This window comes from Rhodococcus erythropolis NBRC 15567, assembly GCF_001552595.1.
GTDB lineage: Bacteria > Actinomycetota > Actinomycetes > Mycobacteriales > Mycobacteriaceae > Rhodococcus_F > Rhodococcus_F erythropolis.
Genome location: NZ_BCRM01000010.1, coordinates 109,274 through 130,643, shown reverse-complemented (window position 1 = coordinate 130,643; position 21,370 = coordinate 109,274). Strand labels below are relative to the sequence as shown.

Annotated in this window: 18 protein-coding genes; 3 read left to right on the top strand and 15 right to left on the bottom strand. The window is 63.7% G+C overall.

Translation table 11 applies throughout. The features are described 5' to 3' along the window. Positions 1 to 137 precede the first annotated feature (137 nt). The 14 genes from RE4_RS16000 to RE4_RS15935 form a co-directional block, all read right to left on the bottom strand. Positions 138 to 944 carry a cell division protein FtsQ/DivIB gene (locus tag RE4_RS16000; RefSeq protein WP_019748870.1) on the bottom strand — a complete coding sequence of 269 codons (807 nt, stop codon included), beginning with the start codon at positions 942 to 944 and terminating at the stop codon, positions 138 to 140. Further along, positions 941 to 2,449: a UDP-N-acetylmuramate--L-alanine ligase gene (gene murC / locus RE4_RS15995; RefSeq protein ID WP_019748871.1), complete on the bottom strand. Its 1,509-nt coding sequence runs from the start codon at positions 2,447 to 2,449 to the stop codon at positions 941 to 943. Before murC ends, RE4_RS16000 begins: the two co-directional genes overlap by 4 nt. Further along, on the bottom strand, positions 2,446 to 3,615 hold the full coding sequence (murG, locus tag RE4_RS15990; protein WP_019748872.1) for an undecaprenyldiphospho-muramoylpentapeptide beta-N-acetylglucosaminyltransferase: 1,170 nt from the start codon (positions 3,613 to 3,615) through the stop codon (positions 2,446 to 2,448). Before murG ends, murC begins: the two co-directional genes overlap by 4 nt. Further along, positions 3,612 to 5,090, bottom strand: coding sequence for a putative lipid II flippase FtsW (ftsW, locus tag RE4_RS15985; protein WP_060938909.1), 1,479 nt, complete (start codon positions 5,088 to 5,090; stop codon positions 3,612 to 3,614). Before ftsW ends, murG begins: the two co-directional genes overlap by 4 nt. Further along, the gene (murD, locus tag RE4_RS15980; RefSeq protein ID WP_060938908.1) at positions 5,087 to 6,610 is read right to left on the bottom strand and encodes a UDP-N-acetylmuramoyl-L-alanine--D-glutamate ligase; all 1,524 of its coding nucleotides are present in this window, start codon (positions 6,608 to 6,610) and stop codon (positions 5,087 to 5,089) included. Before murD ends, ftsW begins: the two co-directional genes overlap by 4 nt. A gap of 5 nt (positions 6,611 to 6,615) precedes the next feature. Beyond that, a complete protein-coding gene (gene mraY / locus RE4_RS15975) occupies positions 6,616 to 7,698 on the bottom strand; it encodes a phospho-N-acetylmuramoyl-pentapeptide-transferase (RefSeq protein ID WP_003941699.1) in 1,083 nt (360 codons plus the stop codon). Further along, positions 7,695 to 9,254, bottom strand: a complete 1,560-nt coding sequence (locus tag RE4_RS15970; RefSeq protein ID WP_020908074.1) for a UDP-N-acetylmuramoyl-tripeptide--D-alanyl-D-alanine ligase — start codon at positions 9,252 to 9,254, stop codon at positions 7,695 to 7,697. The genes mraY and RE4_RS15970 overlap by 4 nt, the downstream gene beginning before the upstream one ends. After that, entirely contained in the window at positions 9,251 to 10,885 is a 1,635-nt protein-coding gene (locus tag RE4_RS15965) for a UDP-N-acetylmuramoyl-L-alanyl-D-glutamate--2,6-diaminopimelate ligase (protein WP_060938940.1), read from the bottom strand. Before RE4_RS15965 ends, RE4_RS15970 begins: the two co-directional genes overlap by 4 nt. A gap of 150 nt (positions 10,886 to 11,035) precedes the next feature. After that, positions 11,036 to 12,910, bottom strand: a complete 1,875-nt coding sequence (locus RE4_RS15960) for a peptidoglycan D,D-transpeptidase FtsI family protein (RefSeq protein ID WP_020908076.1) — start codon at positions 12,908 to 12,910, stop codon at positions 11,036 to 11,038. Continuing rightward, on the bottom strand, positions 12,907 to 13,551 hold the full coding sequence (gene ftsL, locus RE4_RS15955) for a cell division protein FtsL (RefSeq protein WP_019748878.1): 645 nt from the start codon (positions 13,549 to 13,551) through the stop codon (positions 12,907 to 12,909). The genes RE4_RS15960 and ftsL overlap by 4 nt, the downstream gene beginning before the upstream one ends. Next, entirely contained in the window at positions 13,548 to 14,561 is a 1,014-nt protein-coding gene (gene rsmH, locus RE4_RS15950) for a 16S rRNA (cytosine(1402)-N(4))-methyltransferase RsmH (RefSeq protein WP_029538264.1), read from the bottom strand. Before rsmH ends, ftsL begins: the two co-directional genes overlap by 4 nt. 190 nt (positions 14,562 to 14,751) lie before the next feature. Beyond that, positions 14,752 to 15,183, bottom strand: a complete 432-nt coding sequence (mraZ, locus tag RE4_RS15945) for a division/cell wall cluster transcriptional repressor MraZ (protein ID WP_003941779.1) — start codon at positions 15,181 to 15,183, stop codon at positions 14,752 to 14,754. Positions 15,184 to 15,779: 596 nt separating this feature from the next. Next, positions 15,780 to 16,226: an SCO2097 family morphological protein gene (locus RE4_RS15940; RefSeq protein ID WP_019748880.1), complete on the bottom strand. Its 447-nt coding sequence runs from the start codon at positions 16,224 to 16,226 to the stop codon at positions 15,780 to 15,782. 237 nt (positions 16,227 to 16,463) lie between these two features. Further along, positions 16,464 to 17,015, bottom strand: coding sequence for an SAV_6107 family HEPN domain-containing protein (locus tag RE4_RS15935; RefSeq protein WP_020908080.1), 552 nt, complete (start codon positions 17,013 to 17,015; stop codon positions 16,464 to 16,466). A gap of 147 nt (positions 17,016 to 17,162) precedes the next feature. Here RE4_RS15935 and RE4_RS15930 point away from each other — a divergent pair, with 147 nt between their 5' ends. The 3 genes from RE4_RS15930 (at position 17,163) to RE4_RS15920 (ending at position 20,228) form a co-directional block, all read left to right on the top strand. Continuing rightward, on the top strand, positions 17,163 to 17,768 hold the full coding sequence (locus tag RE4_RS15930) for a GNAT family N-acetyltransferase (protein ID WP_029255555.1): 606 nt from the start codon (positions 17,163 to 17,165) through the stop codon (positions 17,766 to 17,768). Further along, positions 17,765 to 19,363, top strand: a complete 1,599-nt coding sequence (locus RE4_RS15925) for a phytoene desaturase family protein (protein WP_060938907.1) — start codon at positions 17,765 to 17,767, stop codon at positions 19,361 to 19,363. Before RE4_RS15930 ends, RE4_RS15925 begins: the two co-directional genes overlap by 4 nt. Positions 19,364 to 19,433: 70 nt before the next feature. Then, on the top strand, positions 19,434 to 20,228 hold the full coding sequence (locus RE4_RS15920; protein ID WP_202022304.1) for an LppM family (lipo)protein: 795 nt from the start codon (positions 19,434 to 19,436) through the stop codon (positions 20,226 to 20,228). A 47-nt stretch (positions 20,229 to 20,275) separates the two neighbouring features. Here the strand turns inward: RE4_RS15920 and RE4_RS15915 are convergent, their stop codons facing one another. Then, entirely contained in the window at positions 20,276 to 21,265 is a 990-nt protein-coding gene (locus RE4_RS15915) for a methylenetetrahydrofolate reductase (protein ID WP_020908084.1), read from the bottom strand. Positions 21,266 to 21,370: the final 105 nt, after the last annotated feature.

Here is a 21,370-nt window from a genome sequence, read left to right as displayed (position 1 = left end):
CTCAACCACAGGGTTAGAGTTATGTCAAGTATTCGATCTGAAACGAAACGCTATGCACCGTCGTCGCGTTCCGCCATTAGGCGCGCCGAGACACACCGAAGTATTTGCCACGCACCGGCGCACGGGTGCACCGTGCGCTATCGGACCGTCGGAAGATCAGGACTGGACACGTCGTACGTCTGCCCCGGTTGAGTCAACAGAGGAAGCGTCACGGCAGCCTTACGATCCGAGTGCTCGACACCGCCCCAGTTTACGACGCGACCGTCGAGCAGAGTCAGCGTGACACTCGAAATCGACCGAGCGGCAACCTCTCCCACCTGAAATCTCAGATCCGGCGGCAACACCGACAACACCTCGAGCGCGGCAAGCGTCGGCTCGTCGTTCCATCCCGGCGTCGGTGTCACCAGACGCGGAACCCCCGGCGGCGGGACTCCCATCTCGAAGTCGACACCCTTCTCGTCCAGCAGGTGTGCCCCCTCGGGTGAGTCGACGAAGACAACCGGTACCCGTTCGGTCACGGTGACGCGAATGGTCGACGGATACATCCGCTGCACTCGGGCGGAGGCCACCTTCGGAATCGTCGCTACACGTGCGGCGGCGGCGCCGGTGTCGACCCGCATCAACGGCTGACCGGTCGGTACTGCCAGGAGCGAAAGGATCTGTTCCTCACTGACCGTCGTCGCACCGAGAACTTCGGTGCCCCGGACCGAGAGCACCGGAGACAACCAGGCCGTCAGCGCAATTCCCACCACCAGCACGATTGCCAGCGGTGCCACGATCAGCGGTCGCTTGAACCACTTACGAGTCGGCGTGGGTTCGGGAGCCGGCTCCGTCGACCGCGTCGAATATCGCGATTCGGTGCGAGTACTGCGCCGACGCGTACTGGTGGCTCGCCTGGCCTGAGGATCTCGACGCCCGCGACGACTTCGTGCGTCGGGTGTCATCGCGGCGCGGGATGCGGCGCCGAACGCAAAGCATCGAGGATCTGTTTGCCGAGCATGGTCACGTCACCGGCGCCCATCGTGATGACGATGTCGCCGGGGTGAGCCAACGCCGCCACCTGCTTCGGTGCCTGCGACAGATCGGGTTGATAGTGAACAGGTTTGGTGACCGATTGAGCGACAAGCGCACCGCTGACTCCCGGCATCGGCTCTTCGCGAGCACCGTAGACATCAAGAACCACTACCTCGTCGGCCAAGTCCAGTGCCTGCGCGAACTCCACGGCAAATGCCGCTGTGCGCGAATAGAGGTGAGGTTGGAAGACCACGATCACACGTCCGGCTGCCGAATTGGTCGACGACGAATCATCTTCCGGTCGAACCAGATCCGCGGCCGCGCCGAGAACCGCGCGAACTTCGGTCGGATGGTGGGCGTAGTCGTCGAACACCCGGACACCACGCTCGCGGCCGGTGAACTGGAAGCGGCGGTGGACGCCACCGAATCCGGCGAGCCCCTCGACGATCTCCTCGGTCTCGGCGCCCGCATCACGGGCGGCCAGCAGGGCGGCAAGTGCGTTGAGCGCCATGTGCCGACCCGGCACTGCCATCCGCACGGTTCGCGCGGCGCTCTCACCGGCCAGTTGGAACTGCAGGACTCCCCCGACGTCGTGTGCATGGAAGCCCAGTAGTCGGACTCCGACCTCGACGCCGTCGACAGGCTCGAAGGCAGTGCCCGCTTCTACTTCCTGCGCATCCGCTGATCCGTAACCGAGCACACGGATGTCCGAACGACCCGAGGCCACGATTCGCTTCGCGAGATCCGCAGATCCCGGATCGTCGAGGCAAGCAATCAAGAGTCCACCCGGACGTAGCTTGTCGACAAAATCGTCGAACACCTTCACATACGCTTCGACGCTGCCGAAGTAGTCGAGGTGATCGGCCTCGATGTTGGTCACGACGATCACGTTGGGGTCGTACTGAAGCAGCGACCCGTCGCTCTCGTCCGCCTCGGCGACAAAAACGTCACCGCTGCCGTGATGGGCATTCGTGCCCGCCTCGTTGAGTTCGCCGCCAACGGCAAACGAGGGGTCGAAACCGCAGTGCTGCAGGGCGACCACGAGCATCGAGGTCGTCGACGTCTTGCCGTGTGTTCCCGAAACCAGGAACGTGCGATTGCCCTGCATGAGTGATGCAAGGACAGCCGGCCGAAGAATCACCGGGATTCCGCGGCGAGCGGCCTCGACGAGTTCCGGGTTGTCCTTCGGGATAGCTGCGTGCGTCGTGACGACGACGGTCGGTCCACCTGGCAGCAGGTCGAGAGCATCGGCGTCGTGGCCGATCCGGACCTGTGCCCCGCGTGCACGAAGCGCCAGGACTCCTCGGCTCTCCTTGGCGTCCGAACCCGAGACAAGGCCCCCGCGGGAAAGCAGAATTCGAGCGATGCCGGACATACCGGCACCGCCGATTCCGACCATGTGTACTCGCTCGAGGTGGGCGGGCAGCGCGGTCATCGGTTTCCCCTTGCGTTTTCCTGGACGGCGTTTTCCTTTGCCGCGATGTCGAGCACGATCCGTGCGATCTCGGTTGCCGCCGTGCGGTGCCCGACATTGGCAGCGCCACTGCTCATCTTGTCGAGACGCGCGCTGTCGCTCAGCATCGGGACGACGGTGCCGGCGACGAACGTCGGCGTGAGCTCGTTGTCGGAGACGATGATCGCGCCGCCCGCTGCGACAACGGGTTTCGCGTTGAGTTCCTGTTCACCGTTGCCGTGCGGCAACGGAACGTAGACGGCCGGTAGTCCGACCGCCGAGACCTCGGCGACCGTCATCGCGCCCGAACGACAGATCGTCGCGTCGGCTGCGGCATACGCGAGATCCATCCGCGAAAGATAAGGAACAGCCACATACGGTGCCGTCTCCGAGTACTGCGTGACCTCGAGGGAGTTCTTGGGTCCGTGTGCGTGAAGGACCGAGATCCCGGCCTTCGCCAGTTCTTCCGCTGCTCCGGACACCGCGTCGTTGAGCGACTTCGCGCCTTGCGATCCGCCGAAGACGAGCAGAACGGGACCGTCCTGAGGCAGTCCGAAGTACTCGCGAGCTTGCGAGCGGAGTCCCGCTCGATCGAAATTGGCGATCGACGCGCGAACCGGGATGCCGACGATCTCGGCGTCCTGATCGCCGCGGTTCTTCACTCCGGAACCCGGAACAGCGGCAAGCACCCGCGTCGCCAGGCGAGCACCGATCTTGTTCGCGATGCCGGCACTGGCGTTCGCCTCGTGGATGACGATCGGAATCTTGCGGCGGCGCCGAAGAACACCGCCACGTGCGGCAAGATACGCCGGAAGCGCGACGTAACCACCGAAACCGACGATCACGTCGGCGTCGACGGAATCGAGTACCTCACGGGTCTTGCGCACCGAGGCGAGGATGCGTGTCGGCAATTTCACCAGATCCATCGTGGGCTTACGAGGAAGCGGAACCGGCGGAATGAGCTCGAGTGTGTACCCGCGGGCAGGCACCAAGGTGGTTTCGAGACCACGTGCTGTCCCGAGTGCGGTGATCCTGGTGTCGGGCTGAGCGGCCTTGACCGCGTCCGCGACCGCAAGTGCGGGTTCGATGTGACCAGCCGTGCCTCCCCCTGCCACCACTACCGACAGAGCCGATTTGTTGCCGCTCACCTACGAATTCCTCGCTCTCGAACTTCTCGTGGATCTTGTGCCCTACGTGTCGGCGCCTGCCGACGCTGACCATTCTGCCCTCCCGCGGTGCGCTTCCGTGACCCAGCGGCCGCACCTCGGTTGGAATCCGAGGAAGGGCGAGCGCCTTGATCTGCCCGCTTGCGTCGATCGCCCGTCTCGATCGCGCGCCGGCCGTCGCGTCCGCGTGCCGGTTCGATCTGTCGTGCGGGCTTCGGTCGACGGATAGGCCGGCCCCCTGACGGCGGGTGGTACAGCACCGGCTTGGGCAGTCTGAGCAACTTCGAGATCTTGCCGTCCTGCCCGGAGTTCAGAGCGGCAACTGCTTCTGGCTCGTGGCGCGCTGCATTGGCGATGACCCCGAACATGAACAGCGTGATCGCCAAGGACGAACCACCGGCGGAGACCAAGGGCAACTGGAGTCCGGTCACCGGCAGCAGTCCGATGACGTATCCGATGTTGATCATCGCCTGGCCGACGATCCAGGTAGTTGCGGTGGCCGACAGGAGCCGCCAGAACGGATCGATGCTGCGGGCTGCGATCCGCAATCCCGTGTACACGAATACAGCGAACAAACCGATCACCACAGCGCAGCCGACAAATCCCAACTCTTCGCCGATGATCGCGAAGATGAAGTCGTTGTGCGCGTTCGGTAGGTAGTTCCATTTGGCGACGCTCTGCCCGAGTCCGCGACCGAAAACGCCGCCGTCTGCGAGCGAATACAAGGCCTGCTCGGCCTGATAGTTGTTGCCCTGCAGGTCATCACTCTTGTTGAAGAAGGCCTGGACTCGGTCGGATCGATACCCAGCCGTCATGGCCAGGACAGCGGCGCCGACAACGCCTGTCAGCGCTATCGAGCCGAAGAGTTTCAGTGGCAGCCCGCCGAACCACAGCAGGGCCCCGACGATGATTCCCAGTGCGATGGTCGTACTGAGGTTCGGCTGCGCGACGACCAAGGCGAAGACCAGCATCGCAGCGGGCACGAGCGGAATCAGGATCGACTTCACGGATCGGTCGTCCGGACGCCTCGAGGCCAACAGATGCGCGCCCCAGATCGCCAAGGCGACCTTCATGATTTCCGATGGTTGCACCGAGAATCCACCGACGTTGAACCAGCGACGCGCACCCTGCGCTTCGGTGCCGATTCCCGGAATCAGGACGAGTACCAGCATGATCAGCACGACGACGAACAGCGGAAACGAATACTGCCGGAGCACTCTCGCCGGGATCCGCAGCGCGACGTAGAAGAGCACCGCCCCGAGAATCGCGAAGATCAACTGCTGGGTGAACAACGAATATGCCGAGCCACCGGACACGTACTGCTCGACGCTCGACGCCGACAGAACCATCACGAGCCCCAAGACAGTCAACATCGTGGCAATCGTCACCACCAGGTGGAACGACGCCAACGGCCGCGCCAACCAGGCACCGATCCGGGTCTTGGGACCCTTGGTCATAGCAAGTTCCCGGCTTGGCCAGGCGAATCCGTGAACGGATCGGGTAATGCGGCGACGGCGGCGGCGAAACTGTCACCACGATGTCCGTAGCTGGCGAACATGTCCAAGGACGCGGCGGCCGGGGCAAGTACAACTGCATCACCGGGGGACGCCAACTCGGCAGCTTCGACGACCACTGCGGCCATGACGGCATCCGCGTCGGCACCCGAAGGCAGCCGGATGGTGAGAGTCGAGTTGCTGCTGTTTTCGCTCACCGCTTCATCGTCCCCCGACAGCACGTGCACCACGGGAACATCGGGCGCGTGTCGCGCCAGCGCGTCCTCGATCACACCGGCGTCACGGCCGAGAAGTACAGCGCCGGACAGTCTCGGTCCCACCTCGCTCACCAACTGCTCGACACTTGCACCCTTGAGCAGACCGCCTGCAACCCAGACGACGCGATCGTGCGCGAGTATCGACGGCCTGGCTGCGTGCGGATTGGTGGCCTTGGAATCGTCGATGTACGCAACGGACCCGACACGACCGACCAGGGCCCCTCGGTGTGGGCCGACCTTGTGCGCGGCCAGACCGCGTTCGACGACGTCGGCCTCGAATCCGAGTGCCCGCGCCAAAGCGGCAGCGGCAAGCGCGTCCATGACGCCTGCCGGGCCGGCCGGATCTATGGAAGCTGCTTCGGCCAAGCGGACGTGATCGCCGAAAGCGTTGTCCACGAGGTGTCCCGCTTCGACGCCCAGTTCTCCTTCGCCCGGTTCACCCAATCTGAACCCGGTGACAATGTCTGCAGTTGCGCGAGTTCCCAGTTCGGACGCGATTGCGTCATCGAGGCCGACCACCGCGACCTTTCCACTCAGCGCCCGCGACTTGGCCTCGGCGTACGCGCTCATTCCGCCGTGCCAGTCGAGGTGATCCTCGGCGACATTGAGGACGACGCCGGCATCCGGACGCACCGAAGGCGCCCAGTGCAATTGGAAAGACGACAGTTCGACAGCGAGGTACTCCACGCGCGGCGACGTCTCGGCGAGTGCCTCGAGTATCGGAAGCCCGATGTTCCCGCAGGCTCGGCCGACAACTCCGGCGGCGTCGAGAATCGAGGCCAGCATCGACGTCGTCGTGGTCTTTCCGTTCGTCCCCGTCACGACGAGCCATTTACGGGGTCCGCCGAAGTGCCCGCTGTGGTCGACGCGCCACGAGAACTCGACGTCTCCCCAGATGGGAATCCCGTGACCGGCGGCCGCTGCAAGGATCGGTGCGTCCGGCCGAAAGCCCGGACTGGTGACGACGAGCCCGTACTCGGTGATCGAATCCGGGGCATCCTCGATCGAGGTGGTGGTCACCATGTCCGCGCCGAGTTCGGCGCAGCGCTGCGCGAAGTCGAGGGTCGAATCGGCGACCGTCACGACAGCGCCGAGCGCGACGAGAGGTTCGATGGTCGCTTGACCGGACACCCGCCCACCGGCGACCAGCACTCGCGTACCGCGGAGCCAGGACAGGTCGTTCTCGGAATCCGCTGAGCTGGTCATGGTTTTCAGCCTCCGAGCGCTGCGAGGTATTCGCTGTAGAAGAGTGCCAATCCGATAGCCGACGCAATAGCCGCCAGCAACCAGAATCTGATGATGACCGTGGTTTCAGCCCACCCGGCGAGTTCGAAGTGGTGATGGAACGGCGCCATTCGGAAGACCCGCCGTCGGCTGGACCGGAACACCGCTACCTGGATCACCACCGACGCGGCCTCCGCGACGAACAGTGCACCGATGACCACCATCAACAGTTCCGTGCTGGTGGTGATCGACAATCCGGCGAGCATGCCGCCGAGGGCAAGAGAACCGGTGTCGCCCATGAAGATCTTGGCGGGTGCGGCATTCCACCAGAGGAAACCGATGCACGCGCCGGCGCCGGCCGCGCAGAGCACCGCGAGATCGAGCGGGTCTCGGACGTCGTAGCAACCCTTACCGGGATTCGTCTCGCACGAGTAGCGGAACTGCCAGAACGTGATGATGACGTAGGCGCCGAGAACGAAACTCATCGCTCCGGCGGCCAATCCGTCGAGGCCGTCGGTCAGGTTGACGGCATTGGACCAGGCGCTGACCAGTAGGTAGCAGAAGGCGATGAAGACCACGGAACCGAGTGAGACGGTGGCGATGTCGCGAACGTACGACAAATGAACACTGCCCGGAGTCAGCCCGTCGTCACCGCGGAACTGCAGGGCCAAGATTCCGAAGGCAATGGCAGCGACGAACTGGCCGACCAGCTTCGCTGTCTTGTTCAGTCCCAGATTGCGCTGCTTGCGGATCTTGATGAAGTCGTCGAGGAAACCGACTCCACCGAGCGCGGTGGTCAGACCGAGAACGAGTAGGCCGGACGCCGACGGTCCCTCCGCGTTGTCCATGCCGAGACCGATGAGGTGTGAGCCGAGATAGCCGGCCCAGATTCCGGTCAGGATCGCGACGCCGCCCATCGTGGGAGTGCCGCGCTTGGCCTGGTGACTGGCTGGACCTTCGGTTCGGATCTCCTGCCCGAAACCTTGTTTCGAGAACGCCTTGATCAGGATCGGCGTGAGCATGATGGAGACCGCCAGCGCGATGCCTGCGGCGAGAAGAATCTGGATCACTGCGAATCCCCGCCGTTCTCGCCATCGGTGTTCGCGTCACCGGTGTTGTCGCTGGGCGTTGCGGCCAGAATCGCTTCGGCGACCGTCCACAGTTCAACCGACTTGGACGCCTTCACCAGGACGAGATCGCCCGGTTCGAGTTCCGCTTCGAGAATGGCGATTGCCGCAGCTGCGTCTGGCACGACGACGGACTCGTCACCCCACGACCCCTCCATCACCGCACCTTGATGCATCGCACGCGAGGTGCGGCCCGTTCCGACGACGATCAACTTGCTGACATCGAGTCTGACGGCCAGGCGACCGATCGCGTCATGCTCGACGACCGATTCCGGCCCGAGTTCACCCATCTCACCGAGCACAGCCCAGCTACGGCGCCCGAAGTGCCGATCCGATCGCGCCATGGACACCAACGCTTTGAGCGCAGCGCGCATGGAATCGGGATTTGCGTTGTAACTGTCGTTGACGACGGTGACGCCGTCGGCGCGCTCGGTGACTTCCATCCGCCTCGCTGACGCTGCCTTCGTGCCCTCGAGGACACGCGCGATGTCTGCAACCGCGAGGCCGTTCTCGAGTGCGACGGCCGCAGCGGCAAGAGCGTTGCTCACGTGATGTTCGCCGTGAACGGCCAGGCGAATACGCGCAGAACCCTGTGAACAGTTCAGCGTGAAGGAAGCCCGGGCCTGGTCGTCGACAACAACGTCGGTCGCCCGAACGTCGCAGTCTTCGGACTGACCGACGAATACGATCCGGGCCTTGGTTCGACTCGCCATTGCGGCGACCATGCGGTCGTCGGCGTTGAGGACCGCAACTCCACCGTCGGCTGCCGACGGGAGTGCTTCCACCAGTTCACCTTTGGCGACCGCGATCGCTTCACGCGAACCGAATTCACCGAGATGGGCGGTGCCGACATTGAGAACGACGCCGATCTTCGGCGGCGCGATCTTGGTCAGTTCGCCGACGTGACCGACCCCACGGGCCGACATCTCGAGGACCAGGAAGCGGGTCTTCTCGTCGGCGCGGAGCACAGTCCACGGCAAACCCAGTTCGTTGTTGAACGAGCCTGGTGGGGCGACCACCTCACCGCGCTCGCGAAGCAGCGCCGCAATCAGGTCCTTGGTCGAGGTCTTGCCTGCCGAACCAGTGACACCGACCAGCGTCAGCCCGCCCCCCGAAGCCGACCCCTCTGCTGCCAGTTCGTCGACCACGGCCCTGGCCAGGAGGCCGAGGGCATGCAAGACGGCAGCCCCGGATCCGTCTGTGTCATGTTCGAGCAACATCACAGCGCTCGGACCGTCGTTCGGTACCGACGGGACAACTATCGCCGGAACCCCGACCGGCCGCGCTGCTAGCACCGCCACCGCACCGGCGGCCACCGCCGCTTCCGCATGGTCGTGACCGTCGACGCGTGCGCCGGGGAGTGCGAGAAACAGTCCACCTGGACCAGCCTTGCGCGAATCGAATTCGACGGTTCCTGTCACCTGAGTCGACGGATCGTCGACGTCATGCAGGGTTCCTCCGACGATCTCGGCGATCCGAGAGAGCGTCATCGGGATCATTGCTTGCCTCCATGTGCTGTGTTGATCGCGAATCGGCCGATCATTTCGCCCAACACCTCGCGGTCGTCGAATGGGTGTTTGACCCCGTCGATTTCTTGACCCACTTCGTGGCCTTTGCCTGCCACCAGTACTACGTCGCCTGGCTGCGCCCACCGGACTGCTTGCTCGATCGCGAGCGCCCGGTCCCCCACTTCGTGAATCTCGCCGCGTTCGGATTCGGGAACGTCGATGGCGCCTTGCATAACCGAAGCGCGAATTTTCGCGGGATCCTCGGTGCGCGGGTTGTCGTCGGTGACGATCAGCAGGTCTGCGCCCCTCGCACCAGCTTCGCCCATGAGGGTGCGTTTGCCGGCGTCGCGGTCACCGCCCGCACCGACGACCACAGCCACTCGGCCGGGAACCTGATTGCGCAGGGTGGCGATCACGGCTTCGAGTGCCGCCGGTTTGTGGGCGTAGTCGACCACTGCCAGGAAGCTCTGCCCGCGGTCGATCCGCTGGACCCGTCCGGGGACATCCACCGTTCCGAGTGCTCGAACAGCAGCGTCCGGATCGAGTCCGGCCGCGAAGCTGACAGTCAGTGCCAAGGCTGCGTTGGCCACGTTGTATCGACCGGGGAGGCGAAGCGAGACGGGCCACGATTGTCCGTCCGGCCCGACCAACTCGAAAGTCTGCGAGCCGTCCTCGGCAACCTCGACGGCGCCGACCTTCCACTCGGCCTCGGCCGTCGAGGTCGAGACCGTGGTCACCGCATCGCTCTCGTCGGTCGCGGCCAACTCAGCCATCCGTCGACCCCATACGTCGTCGACGCAGACGACGGCATGCTCGGCTCGCACCGTCGACTCGGGATCGAACAGTCGAGCCTTGGCCTGGAAGTACTCCTCGAAGTCCCGATGGAAATCCAGGTGGTCCTGCGAAAGATTGGTGAACGCGCCGATGTCGAAGCGGATGCCGTCGACGCGTCCGAGAGCGAGCGCGTGACTGGACACCTCCATGACGACGGTATCGATCCCCTGCTCTGCCATCACGGCGAACAGCGCATGGAGTTGCGGAGCTTCCGGCGTGGTCAGAGCGCTGGGTACTCGGCGGCCGTCGATCCGAGTCTCGATGGTGCCAACCAGACCGGGCTTGCGGCCGGCTCCGGCAATCGCTGCTTCGAGCAAGTAAGACGTCGTCGTCTTGCCGGATGTGCCGGTAATGCCGACGACCTGCATCTTCTCCGAGGGCCGGCCGTAGATCTCCGCTGAGATCTCACCGAGCACATCCCGCGGGTTCGGATGAACGAGAACCGGGACGGACCGGTCGGGCGCCTTTTCGGCGGACTCGATCAATTCGAGGCCGGCCTCGTCGGTCAAGATCGCGGTCGCACCGCGCCCCAGAGCGTCGACGGCGAACTGAGCGCCGTGCGTCCTGGCACCGGGCAGAGCGGCGAAGAGGTCATCGGCCACGATTCCCTGCGCACGCAGGTCGACGCCCTTGACGACGACCTCCGACGACTGTGATCCCGGTTGCCCGACCCATTCGAGGCGAGCTCCGGACAGTTCGGAGAGCGCCGTGATCGCGGTAGCAACCGGTTGTGTCGGACGCGTCCCGGGAGCGCCGTCCGAGTTCGACGATTGCAAACGATTCGGCACTGTCACTCGACTCCTGGCAATTGTCGTTGTTCTTGGCGGTCGCAGCGCAAGCAAAGTTCGGCGTACTGCGATGAATGAGGTTACTGCGACGTTTGAGATTACCGTGTCCGGGATTCACCCGAAGACCCTGTCGAAACCGACACACCGCAATCAGTCCGCCTGCAACACCAACTTGCGACCGGGGTCCGGCGACATCGGAACGCTGTCACGCTGCAGCATCCACGACGCGATGTTGTGGAACAACGGTGCTGCCGATTGACCGCCGCCGCCGTCCACACCGCGAACCGGTGCGTCGAGCATGATTCCGATCACGAATCGGGGGTTGTCCGCGGGCGCGATCCCCGCGAAGGTGATCCAGTAGTTGGAGTTGGAGTAGCACTTGCACGCGGGATCCACTTGCTGCGCGGTGCCGGTCTTTCCGCTGACCTGGTATCCCTCGACGCCCGCGGCAACACCGGTTCCTCGTTGGTTGCCGGTGTCTTCCTGAGTGACCGATCGGAACATGTCCCGAACCGTCGACGCTGTCTGGGCGCTGACCACCTCGACACCCTCGGGCTGCGGCGTCTCGGTCCGAGTGCCGGAAGAATCGACAGTCGACTTCACGATTCGCGGAGGAATTCGCACACCGTCGTTGGCAATGGCCTGGTACATCCCGGTCATCTGCAAGGTTGTCATCGAAAGACCCTGCCCGATCGGCAAGTTCGCGAAGGTTCCGCCGGACCACTGATCGCGACTCGGGACGCTGCCGGCGCTCTCGCCGGGAAGTCCGACGTCTGTGCGTTGTCCGAGGCCGAACCTATTCAGCATGTCTGCGTAGCGATCCTCGCCCACTCGCTGAGCGAGCATCAAGGTGCCGACGTTCGAGGACTTTCCGAACACACCGGTAGAGGTATACGGGGCCACACCGTGATCCCACGCATCCTTGACTGTGGCACCGGACATCGTGATGCTGCCCGGGACTTGCAGAACTTCGTCCGGAGTTGTCTTACCGTCCTCGATGGCCGCTGCTGCGGTGACGATCTTGTTCACCGATCCGGGCTCGAACGGCGTGCTGACCGACGGATTGCCCATTTCGGCTGTCGGCGCGTTCTTGTCGATGCCGATCGCGGGGTTGAAGGTGCTGTCGTTGGACATGGCCAACACCTGTCCCGTCTTGGAGTCCATGACCACAACCGAAGCGTTCTTGGCGCCCGACTTGTCCTTGGCGATCTGGACCTGCTGCTGAACGTAGAACTGGAGGTCCGAATCGATGGTCAGCTCGACACCCGAACCGTTGACGGCCGGTTGCTTGTCACGCCAGCTACCAGGGATCACAGCGCCGTCGGAACCGCGGTCGTACGTTTCGGATCCATCGGTTCCGGCGAGCGTGGAGTCCATCGAATCTTCGAGGCCGAGCAAACCGTGCCCGTCCCAGCCGGTCGCGCCGACGAGATTCGCCGCCAGAGAGCCACCGGGGTACTCGCGGATGTCCTGTCGCTCGAGGCCGACCTCCCGGAACTTGTCCGAGATCTCGGCAGCAACCGCCGGATCCACGCTGCGAGCGAGGTACGTGAAAGTCTCGTTGCTGTTCATCTTCTGAAGCAGATCTTTTTCCGGAACGGTATCGCCGAGCTTGGCGTGGATTCCGGCGGCGATCTCGGCGAGGCGATCGCTGACTTCCGGCGCCTGCTTGTCACCCTCGGCGCCCTGCTCGATGCTCTTCGCGCGCGCTTCCTCGAGTTCCTTGCGTACTCGCACCGGCTGGAAAGTCAGCGCCTTGGCTTCCATGGTGAACGCGAGGGGGTTTCCGTTGCGATCGGTTATCGAGCCGCGTACGGCCGGATCGACCTGCGTCGTGGTTCGTTGATTCGCAGATTCCGCAGCCAGGCTCGGCGCATCGATTCCCTGAATCCACAAGAGCTGCAATGCCGCAACGGCGAGCGCACCACACATGGTGATACGACCGACTCGCTGACGAAACGGAAATGAGGCAGTGGCCGAGCGGCGCGGACGCCGACCGGGGTTGTTACGGGAGTTCTGACTCACCGACGTTCCTCAGGCGGAGCAGGCACCGCCGTCGTGGTGGCGGGTGCTGTCGTCGTGGGGATCACAGGAACCAATTGTTCACTCTGCGCGAGGTTTCGCGTGTTATTCGGAACGCTCGGCGTGGCTCCAGGAACAACCGGCGTTGTGGTGCGCGGCGGTGTCGCGGTCGGTGCGGGCACCGATGTGGGCGCATCGAGCGGCGGCATCGCGCCGGCAGTCGCGGGAGTCGGCGTTCCGACGACCTCGACCGAACCATCCGGATGAACTACCAGACGTGCAGGGTCCTTGGCGGGGACCATGCCGAGAGCGCTTGCCTGATTTGCCAACTCCGGAGCCGAGTTACGCGACTGGAAGTCACGTTCGAGCGCTGCTTTCTGCTCGACCAAAGACTGGTTGTATGCACGTGCATCACTGAGTTGGTACGAATCCTCGGCAGCGCGAGTGGTCAGCAGCAGAGTCACCGCGAGACCGATGGACAGAAGTCCGATAACGGAGGCCACGAACGGTACCCGCCCCTTGAGCATCGCCCGAGGAGAGATCGACGGGCCGGCAGCAGCGGCAGTTCCGGTCCGGCCTGCCGCCCGTGCGGTGCGCTTGTCGTATGCGCGTTGCGCTGCACCGGATTTGCCCTGACGACTCATGCCCGCCTCCTGGAAATGCGTTCTGCGGCACGCAAACGCACCGGAGCTGATCGTGGGTTCTCTTCGATTTCCTGCTCAGACGCACGTTCTGCGCCACGGGTGAGAATGCGGAACTCCGGCCCCATACCCGGCAACTCGACCGGTAGACCTTCAGGACTGGTGGACTTCGAGCGGGGAACCAACTCCGCCTTCACAACTCGATCCTCGAGCGACTGGTAGGACATGAACACCACTCGCCCACCGACTGCCAGTGCATCGAGCCCGGCAGGAACGGCCGCACGAAGCGAATCCAACTCGGCATTGACTTCGATCCGCAGCGCTTGGAAGGTGCGCTTGGCCGGGTGTCCACCCGTACGCCGCGTGGCCGCCGGGATTGTTCGGTACAGCAACTCGACCAGAGCTGCACTGGTGGTGAATGGTTCACGCTCACGCTGCCGAAGGATCTCGGACGCAATCTTTCCGGCGAACCGCTCTTCGCCGTACGTGCTCAGAATGCGAGCAAGGTCGCCGTGACTGTAGGTGTTCAGGACCTCTGCCGCGGTCAGCCCGACCGTCTGATCCATCCGCATGTCGAGAGGGGCGTCGATCGAGTACGCAAAACCTCGGTCGGCTTCGTCCAACTGCATCGACGACACACCCAGATCGAAGAGGATCGCGTGAACCGACTCCGTCGACGGCAGACCTGCCTGTTCGAGCGCGTCTTCGATCCCGTCATACGTGGTGTGCACGAACGTGGTTCGGTCCGCGAATGGCGCCAGACGCTCGGCAGCGATGCGGAGTGCGTTGGTGTCGCGATCGAGACCGATGAGGTGAAGGCCCGGATACTTGCCGAGGAAGAATTCGGAGTGGCCTCCGAGCCCCAACGTCGCATCGATCATGTATGCGCCTTCGCCACCGTCACCGACGGCGGTGATGGCAGGGCCGAGAAGATCGTCGGCACGATGCAGAAGTACGGGGACGTGCGCGAAGCCATCGGCATCCGAGGGTTCGTTCACCTCGTGATCCACCATGATTGCTCCGGCTCCTACTTTCATGATTTCCGATGACTTTTCGAAAAGGTGCTGACTTTCCGAGAAGGCGATGACTGTTCGAGAAGGCGAATGCTTCGAGGTCCCTGCCCGAAGGAGAACCTGGCGCTGGGGAAGTGCGTCAGGGTCTTTCCGGGCAGAGGCCTCGCGGCATTCGCCGGGGGCTCTTCGCCTAGACGATCTCGCTGAGAGATTCGCCTGTTGCCTGCGAATAGTCCTCTTCGTTGTCTCCGAGATACCTCTCCCAGGCTGCTAGATCCCAGATCTCGAGGTAATCGACGGAGCCGGTCACTACGCATTCCTTGGACAGGTTTGCGTAACGCCGATGATCAGCCGAGAGGGTGATTCGCCCCTGGGCATCGGCGTGCTGTTCATCTGTACCGGCGGCCAGGGCACGTACATACGCCCGAGCTGCCGGATCATTGCGTGGAGCTGCCGCTGCCTTTCGAGCAAGCTTGACGAACTCGTCCCGGGGGTAGATGGCGAGGCTGTGATCTTGACTCTTGGTGATCATCAATCCTCCTGCCAGTTCGTCTCGGAACTTTGCCGGCAACGTGAGCCGACCTTTGTCGTCGAGCTTCGGCGTGAAGGTACCGAGGAACACTCGACACCTCCTGCGAGCTTGCGCTGAAACCCTCCCTATCGAGCGGATCGTGCTTCAGCTCTCCGCCCGAACCCACAGTACCCCACTTTCCCCCACAAACAAGGAGCACATGGTCCCTATTCAGCATCATTTGCTGATAAATAGCAGGTCAGCGCAGGTGGGGATACGTGGGGGAAATTTGCAACCGTGTCCCGGCCCACACCGCCGTCATATCGACCCTTCACGCCACGATTTGTCGCTCCCCCAAGCAAAATCGCAGTACAAGCGCGGTTTTCGAATAGACGTGAGCGGGACGAGGTCTGGTCGTGCGTTGCAGTTCGACCAGGGTGGAGGAAAGTGGAGGGCCGAGTGGAGTGAAGTGGAGGAAGCCCGCGGGCTTGCCTAGGGGCGACCGTGGGTGGCGAGTGATTCGCTCGCGCGTCACTGATTCACTTCGATGGATTGCCGGCACACATGTACAACACCCACACCAACGACGTGTGGCGGTCGGCAACCTTGGTTGCCGACCGCCACACGTGTGGTCGTCCGTGCCCTACAGAGGGCGTCATGTCCGAACTGCACCACTCTCGAAGTACGCCCGAAGAAGGGCGGGAGAGCTAGTCCTGCTCGAACCTGCGTTTGAATCGATCTTCCATCCGCGACGAGAATCCGCCGCCGGACTTGCGGCCGCGTCCCCGCCCGGATCCACCGGCACTACCCCTACCCGGCGGACCGGAGGGATGATTGCCACCTTCGGAAGCGGGTTCGGCTGCTGCTGCGGACTTGCGTCCACCACCCCAGAGGAACAAGACCCCTGCGCCGAACATGAACAAGAAACCGAACAGGCTGATGATCGGAAAACCGCCCGGCTTGAGCGGGAGGGCAACCCCCGCGATCAGCAGGACCAGACCCAGCACGAATAGAGCCGCTGCTTGGAACCGCCGTCTACTCGACGGCGCCCGCATACGGCCGCCCCTCACATTGGAGGCGAACTTGGGGTCTTCGGCATAGAGAGCGCTCTCGATCTGGTCGAGCATGCGCTGCTCGTGCTCGGAGAGTGGCACGGTACCTCCCCCGGCACTGGAAGTTTGGCAACCACCCCACGGTGTGGGGCGGCGGGTAATCAAGTTGGACGATTACCTGTTTTCATAATACGAGCAGTTTAGGTCTCGGACCACCAACTCCGGGTACGAGTTCCGCCACAAGCGTACGTATTCGTGCCGAAGGGCCCCGATTCGGCTCCATTTGCCTGTGCGGACCAGGAAATTCCCCGGAAACAACTGCCAACACGGACCATTTGTTCACGACGCTCGCAAATGCTCGGACGCGTCCTGACCGATGAAATCTTCGACCGCCGTGAGAAAACGACCGACCTCGGCGAAGAATGCATCGGAATCGGAGTCCGTGATCACGATCGACACACCGGTTTCCACGGCCGCACGCGCAGCGGACCACCCCGCGAAGAACTTCGACCACGCTCCGAACGCGGGCGCTGCGGCGTCCATCAGAACCCACGCGTTTCCGCTTCGCTTGCGCTTCGATCCGGCACCGGCAGGAGCTGCGGCCAACACTGCCCCGGCACCACGTAGTGCTGCCAGATAGGCACACCGGAACCGGTCGGCAGGATCGCCCGCCCCAATCGCTTCCTCGAGAAGCGCATCCGCCTTCCGGAGGAGCCCCCACGCCACACCGGACTTTCCGACTTGCGCAGTGCGGTGGCTGGCGTCCGTCGCACCGAAGGACCGCCTCGCCGATATCGGCAATCGCGAGATTGCGGCATCCGACGGGCTCGACAACTCGGCCGGAAGAGTTCGTTGGCACTTCACACGATCAGGCTTTACATGCTCGGACATCGGGGCACCTCCTGCACCGTAAGGATCCAAGGCCAGGTGGGCCGGAGATGCCCGCTTCCCTTCGGGCATCTCCGGATCACCCACATCGAACATCTGTTCGACCTATTCAATATAACTGCACCCACCGACACGCCGTCAAGAGAAGAGGTGAGACCGGTCGACCCGCAGATCGCCTGGACACCACATACGGTCGACCTCGATCGTGAAGAATTCGCGAGTCGACTCCACGAGGCACTGGCCGTGTACGTCACTGCGATGGACTATCCGCGAGGAACCGAGTTCCATCGCGCACCGATGTGGCAGGAGCACGCGAACCGGCCTGGCTGGAAAGCCGTCGGCGCATTGGCGGTTCCCCAGCAACCGTCACACGAAAATCTGCCGCTGGTGGGGATCGCTTACGGGTATCGCGGGAGCCCGGACCAGTGGTGGCATCAACAGGTACTGCACGGGCTTCGGCGCTCGGGTCGCCCTCAGAGCGAGATCGACGCGATTCTGAGCGACTACTTCGAACTCACCGAACTCCACGTGCATCCGAACGGTCAAGGTCACCGATTGGGCGAATCGCTCTTGCGTCACCTCCTCGTCGATCGAACCGAACGCAGCGTTCTGTTGTCGACACCTGAGGTGTTCGACGAGGACAACCGAGCCTGGCGGCTGTACCGCCGCCTCGGCTTTCGCGACGTGCTCCGCAGATTTCGTTTTGCCGGCGACAACCGGCCATTTGCGGTCCTCGGCCGTGGACTGCCGCTGTGAGCGCATTTCTCGACGCCGTCGTCGTCGGTTCCGGACACAACGCGCTCGTTTCGGCCGCGTATCTCGCACGTGAGGGTTGGTCGGTCGAGGTTTTGGAGAAGGACACGGTTCTCGGCGGTGCCGTCTCGACAGTCGAGCGATTTCCCGGATACAAGGTGGACCGGGGGTCGTCTGCGCACCTCATGATCCGACACAGCGGCATCATCGAGGAACTCGGACTCGGCGCGCACGGCCTTCGCTACATCGACTGTGACCCGTGGGCGTTCGCTCCGCCCGCCCCTGGCACCGACGGGCCGGGCATCGTGTTTCATCGCGACCTCGACGCAACCTGCCGGTCCATCGAACGAGCTTGCGGGACAAAGGACGCCGACGCGTACGGGCGGTTCGTCGCGGTCTGGTCGGAGCGCAGCCGACACGTGATGAAGGCATTTTCCACACCGCCCACCGGATCGAACCTGATCGGTGCGTTCGGAGGACTGGCCACAGCGCGCGGCAACAGCGAACTGTCGCGGCAGTTCCTCGCGCCTGGCGACGCACTGCTGGACGAGTATTTCGACAGTGAGGCGCTCAAGGCAGCGTTGGCGTGGTTCGGCGCCCAGTCCGGGCCTCCGATGTCGGAACCGGGAACCGCTCCGATGGTCGGCTTCGCGGCCCTCATGCACGTCCTACCGCCCGGGCGAGCAGTCGGAGGGAGCGGCGCACTGAGTGCTGCGTTGGCCTCCCGGATGGCTGTCGACGGCGCCACCGTCGCGCTCGGTGACGCCGTGACGTCGATCCGCCGGAACTCTGATCACTGGACCGTCACAACCGAGAGCGGTCGAGAAGTTCACGCTCGCAAGGTAATCGCGGGTTGCCACATCCTCACGACACTCGATCTCCTGGGCAACGGAGGCTTCGACCGAACCACGCTCGATCACTGGCTGCGGAAGATCAGGGTCGGCCCCGGCATCGGCGCTGTATTGCGACTGGCGACATCTGCGCTCCCCTCCTACCGCGGCGACGCCACGACACGGGAAAGTACCTCGGGATTGCAATTACTCGTTTCCGATCGCGCCCACTTGCGCACTGCACACGGCGCAGCACTGGCGGGGGAACTGCCTCCTCGCCCTGCGGTTCTCGGAATGAGTTTCAGCGGAATCGATCCCACGATCGCCCCGGCCGGGCGGCATCAGGTGACACTGTGGTCGCAGTGGCAGCCGTATCGTCTCAGCGGACATCGCGATTGGGCGTCGGTCGCCGAGGCCGAGGCCGACCGGATCGTCGGCGAGATGGAGGCTTTTGCACCCGGATTCGCCGATTCCGTCCTCGACCGCTTCATTCAGACTCCCCGCGACATCGAGTCGGAATTGGGGATGATCGGCGGAAATGTCATGCACGTCGAGATGTCACTCGATCAGATGATGTTGTGGCGACCGCTTCCCGAACTGTCCGGCCATCGCGTTCCGGGAGCAGACGGGTTGTATCTGACCGGAGCCTCGACGCATCCCGGTGGTGGTGTGTCCGGAGCCAGTGGTCGCAGTGCCGCTCGAATCGCACTGTCCGACAGCCGCCGGGGTAAAGCGAGTCAGTGGATGCGTCGTTCGAGCAGGTCGTGAAGGTCACCCACCGAACTTCACCCGCCGACACGCCCCCGCCTCGATGACTGGCTACGCCACGGCTGGCACGATGACCACTGTGCAACAGTCCACCGATCCCGCCGCCAAGCCGACCAGTCGGAAACGTTTCCTGACGGTTGCCGCGCTCGCCCTCATGCTTGTTCCCTTGCTTGCCGGGTGCATCCGCGTGCAGGTGTCGATGGGAGTGTCCGCGAACGATCGTGTGACCGGACAGGTGGTAGCTGCCGCTATTCCGGCGAACGAGGCGGACAAGGGTCCGCAGCTGACCCCGCCTTCCTCGCTGGAGGACAAGATACGGGTTCAGGAATACAAGAAGGACGGATACGTCGGCAGCCAGGCGTTCTTCAGCGACTTGTCCTTCGGTGACGTCGCCCAACTGGGCTCGATGTATGCCGAGGGATCCGGGTCGTTCCAGATCACCCTCAAGCGATCCGGGGACACCGTCACGCTCGACGGCAAGGCAGACCTGAAGACGGTTCCGACTCAGGGCGCGGACGTCCAGGTCAGCATCGCCTTCCCGGCACGGGTCGGCACGACCAACGGAACACGAGACGGCGATTCCCGGGTTTCGTGGACTTTGCCCGCCGGCGAGGTGTCGACAATGCGCGCCGAGGTCAACTACGCGGACCCCAGCACCCGAAGCTTCGCCGGGTGGGCAGGAATCATGGCCGGATTGGCGCTCGGTGTCGCGATTATCGTCGGTGCAATGGCCTGGATGGCGCGCAATCGAGCACCGATCAAGCGCGCGCCCGCCGCGAAAGCACCGGCCATGAAGACGCCTGTCACGAAATCACCTGTCAGCAAGCAAGCTGACAACAGGAATCCGAAAAACACCACGAAGTAGCGCCTGGCGGTTGCCCCCTCGATTGGTGTCGAGCGGGGCAACCGGGATCAGACGGCTTGTGCTGTCCCGACAGAGGTGTCGGGGGTGAGACCGAGTCGCTCGAGGACCTCACTGGTGGCGCGCGCGAAGTTCAACGTGATGAAGTGCAGGCACGGAGCGCCTTCGGCGATCAACCGCTCTCCCATCTCGGTGGCCAGATCGATGCCGAGTTCGCGGACCGCTGCACGGTTCTCTTCCGGACCGCTTCCGGCCGCGGCGTCGAATCGGCGTTCGAGGGCGGGAGGCAACGACGAGCCCGACAGCTCGAGCATGCGCCTCACCGAGCGCAGCGACGTCACCGGCATGATCTCCGGGATGATCGGCTTGGCGCCCTGTTCTGCGTCGTATGCACTCACGCGGTCACGGAGACGCAGGTAGTCCTCCACGTCGAAAAACATCTGCGTGATCGAGTACTCGGCGCCGGCACGCAACTTCGACACCAGGTACTTCGTGTCGTACGCCAAGTCCGGAGCGCGGTAATGCCCCTCGGGGAACGACGCGACGCCCACATGGAAGTCGCCCAGGTCACGGACCATCCGCACGAGTTCCTCGGCGTACTCGACGCCTTCGGGATGCTTCTTCCACTCGCCGAGCGGATCACCGGGCGGATCGCCGCGCAACACGAGGATGTTGCTGATCCCACGATCGGCGTATGCACCGACCATGGCGCGAAGTTCTTCGGTGCTGTGCGAGACGGCAGTCAGGTGAGCAACCGGCAGCAGGGTCGTCTCCTCGGCCAGTTCGCCGGTGACGCGCACCGTACGATCGCGCGTCGAGCCACCTGCGCCGTAAGTCATCGAGACGAACGCCGGTCCGAGCCGCTCGAAGGTACGCACCGCACGCCACAGACGCGCTTCGGCGTCAGCGTCGCGCGGCGGCGAAAACTCGACCGAGAACGGAATACGGCTACCTGTCGAGGAAGCGATCCGATCGACGATCGACGGTGTTCGGGTGGCCCACCCCTCGCTGGAGCGGCCCCTGACTGGATCGAATGTCACCGGTCAAGCATATGTTTTCCAGCTGCAAACAAGCTCATCGCCCAGGACTGCGTATCCCGAATGTCAGGATCACGCAGTTCACGGCCCGAACCCCCGTTGATTCCA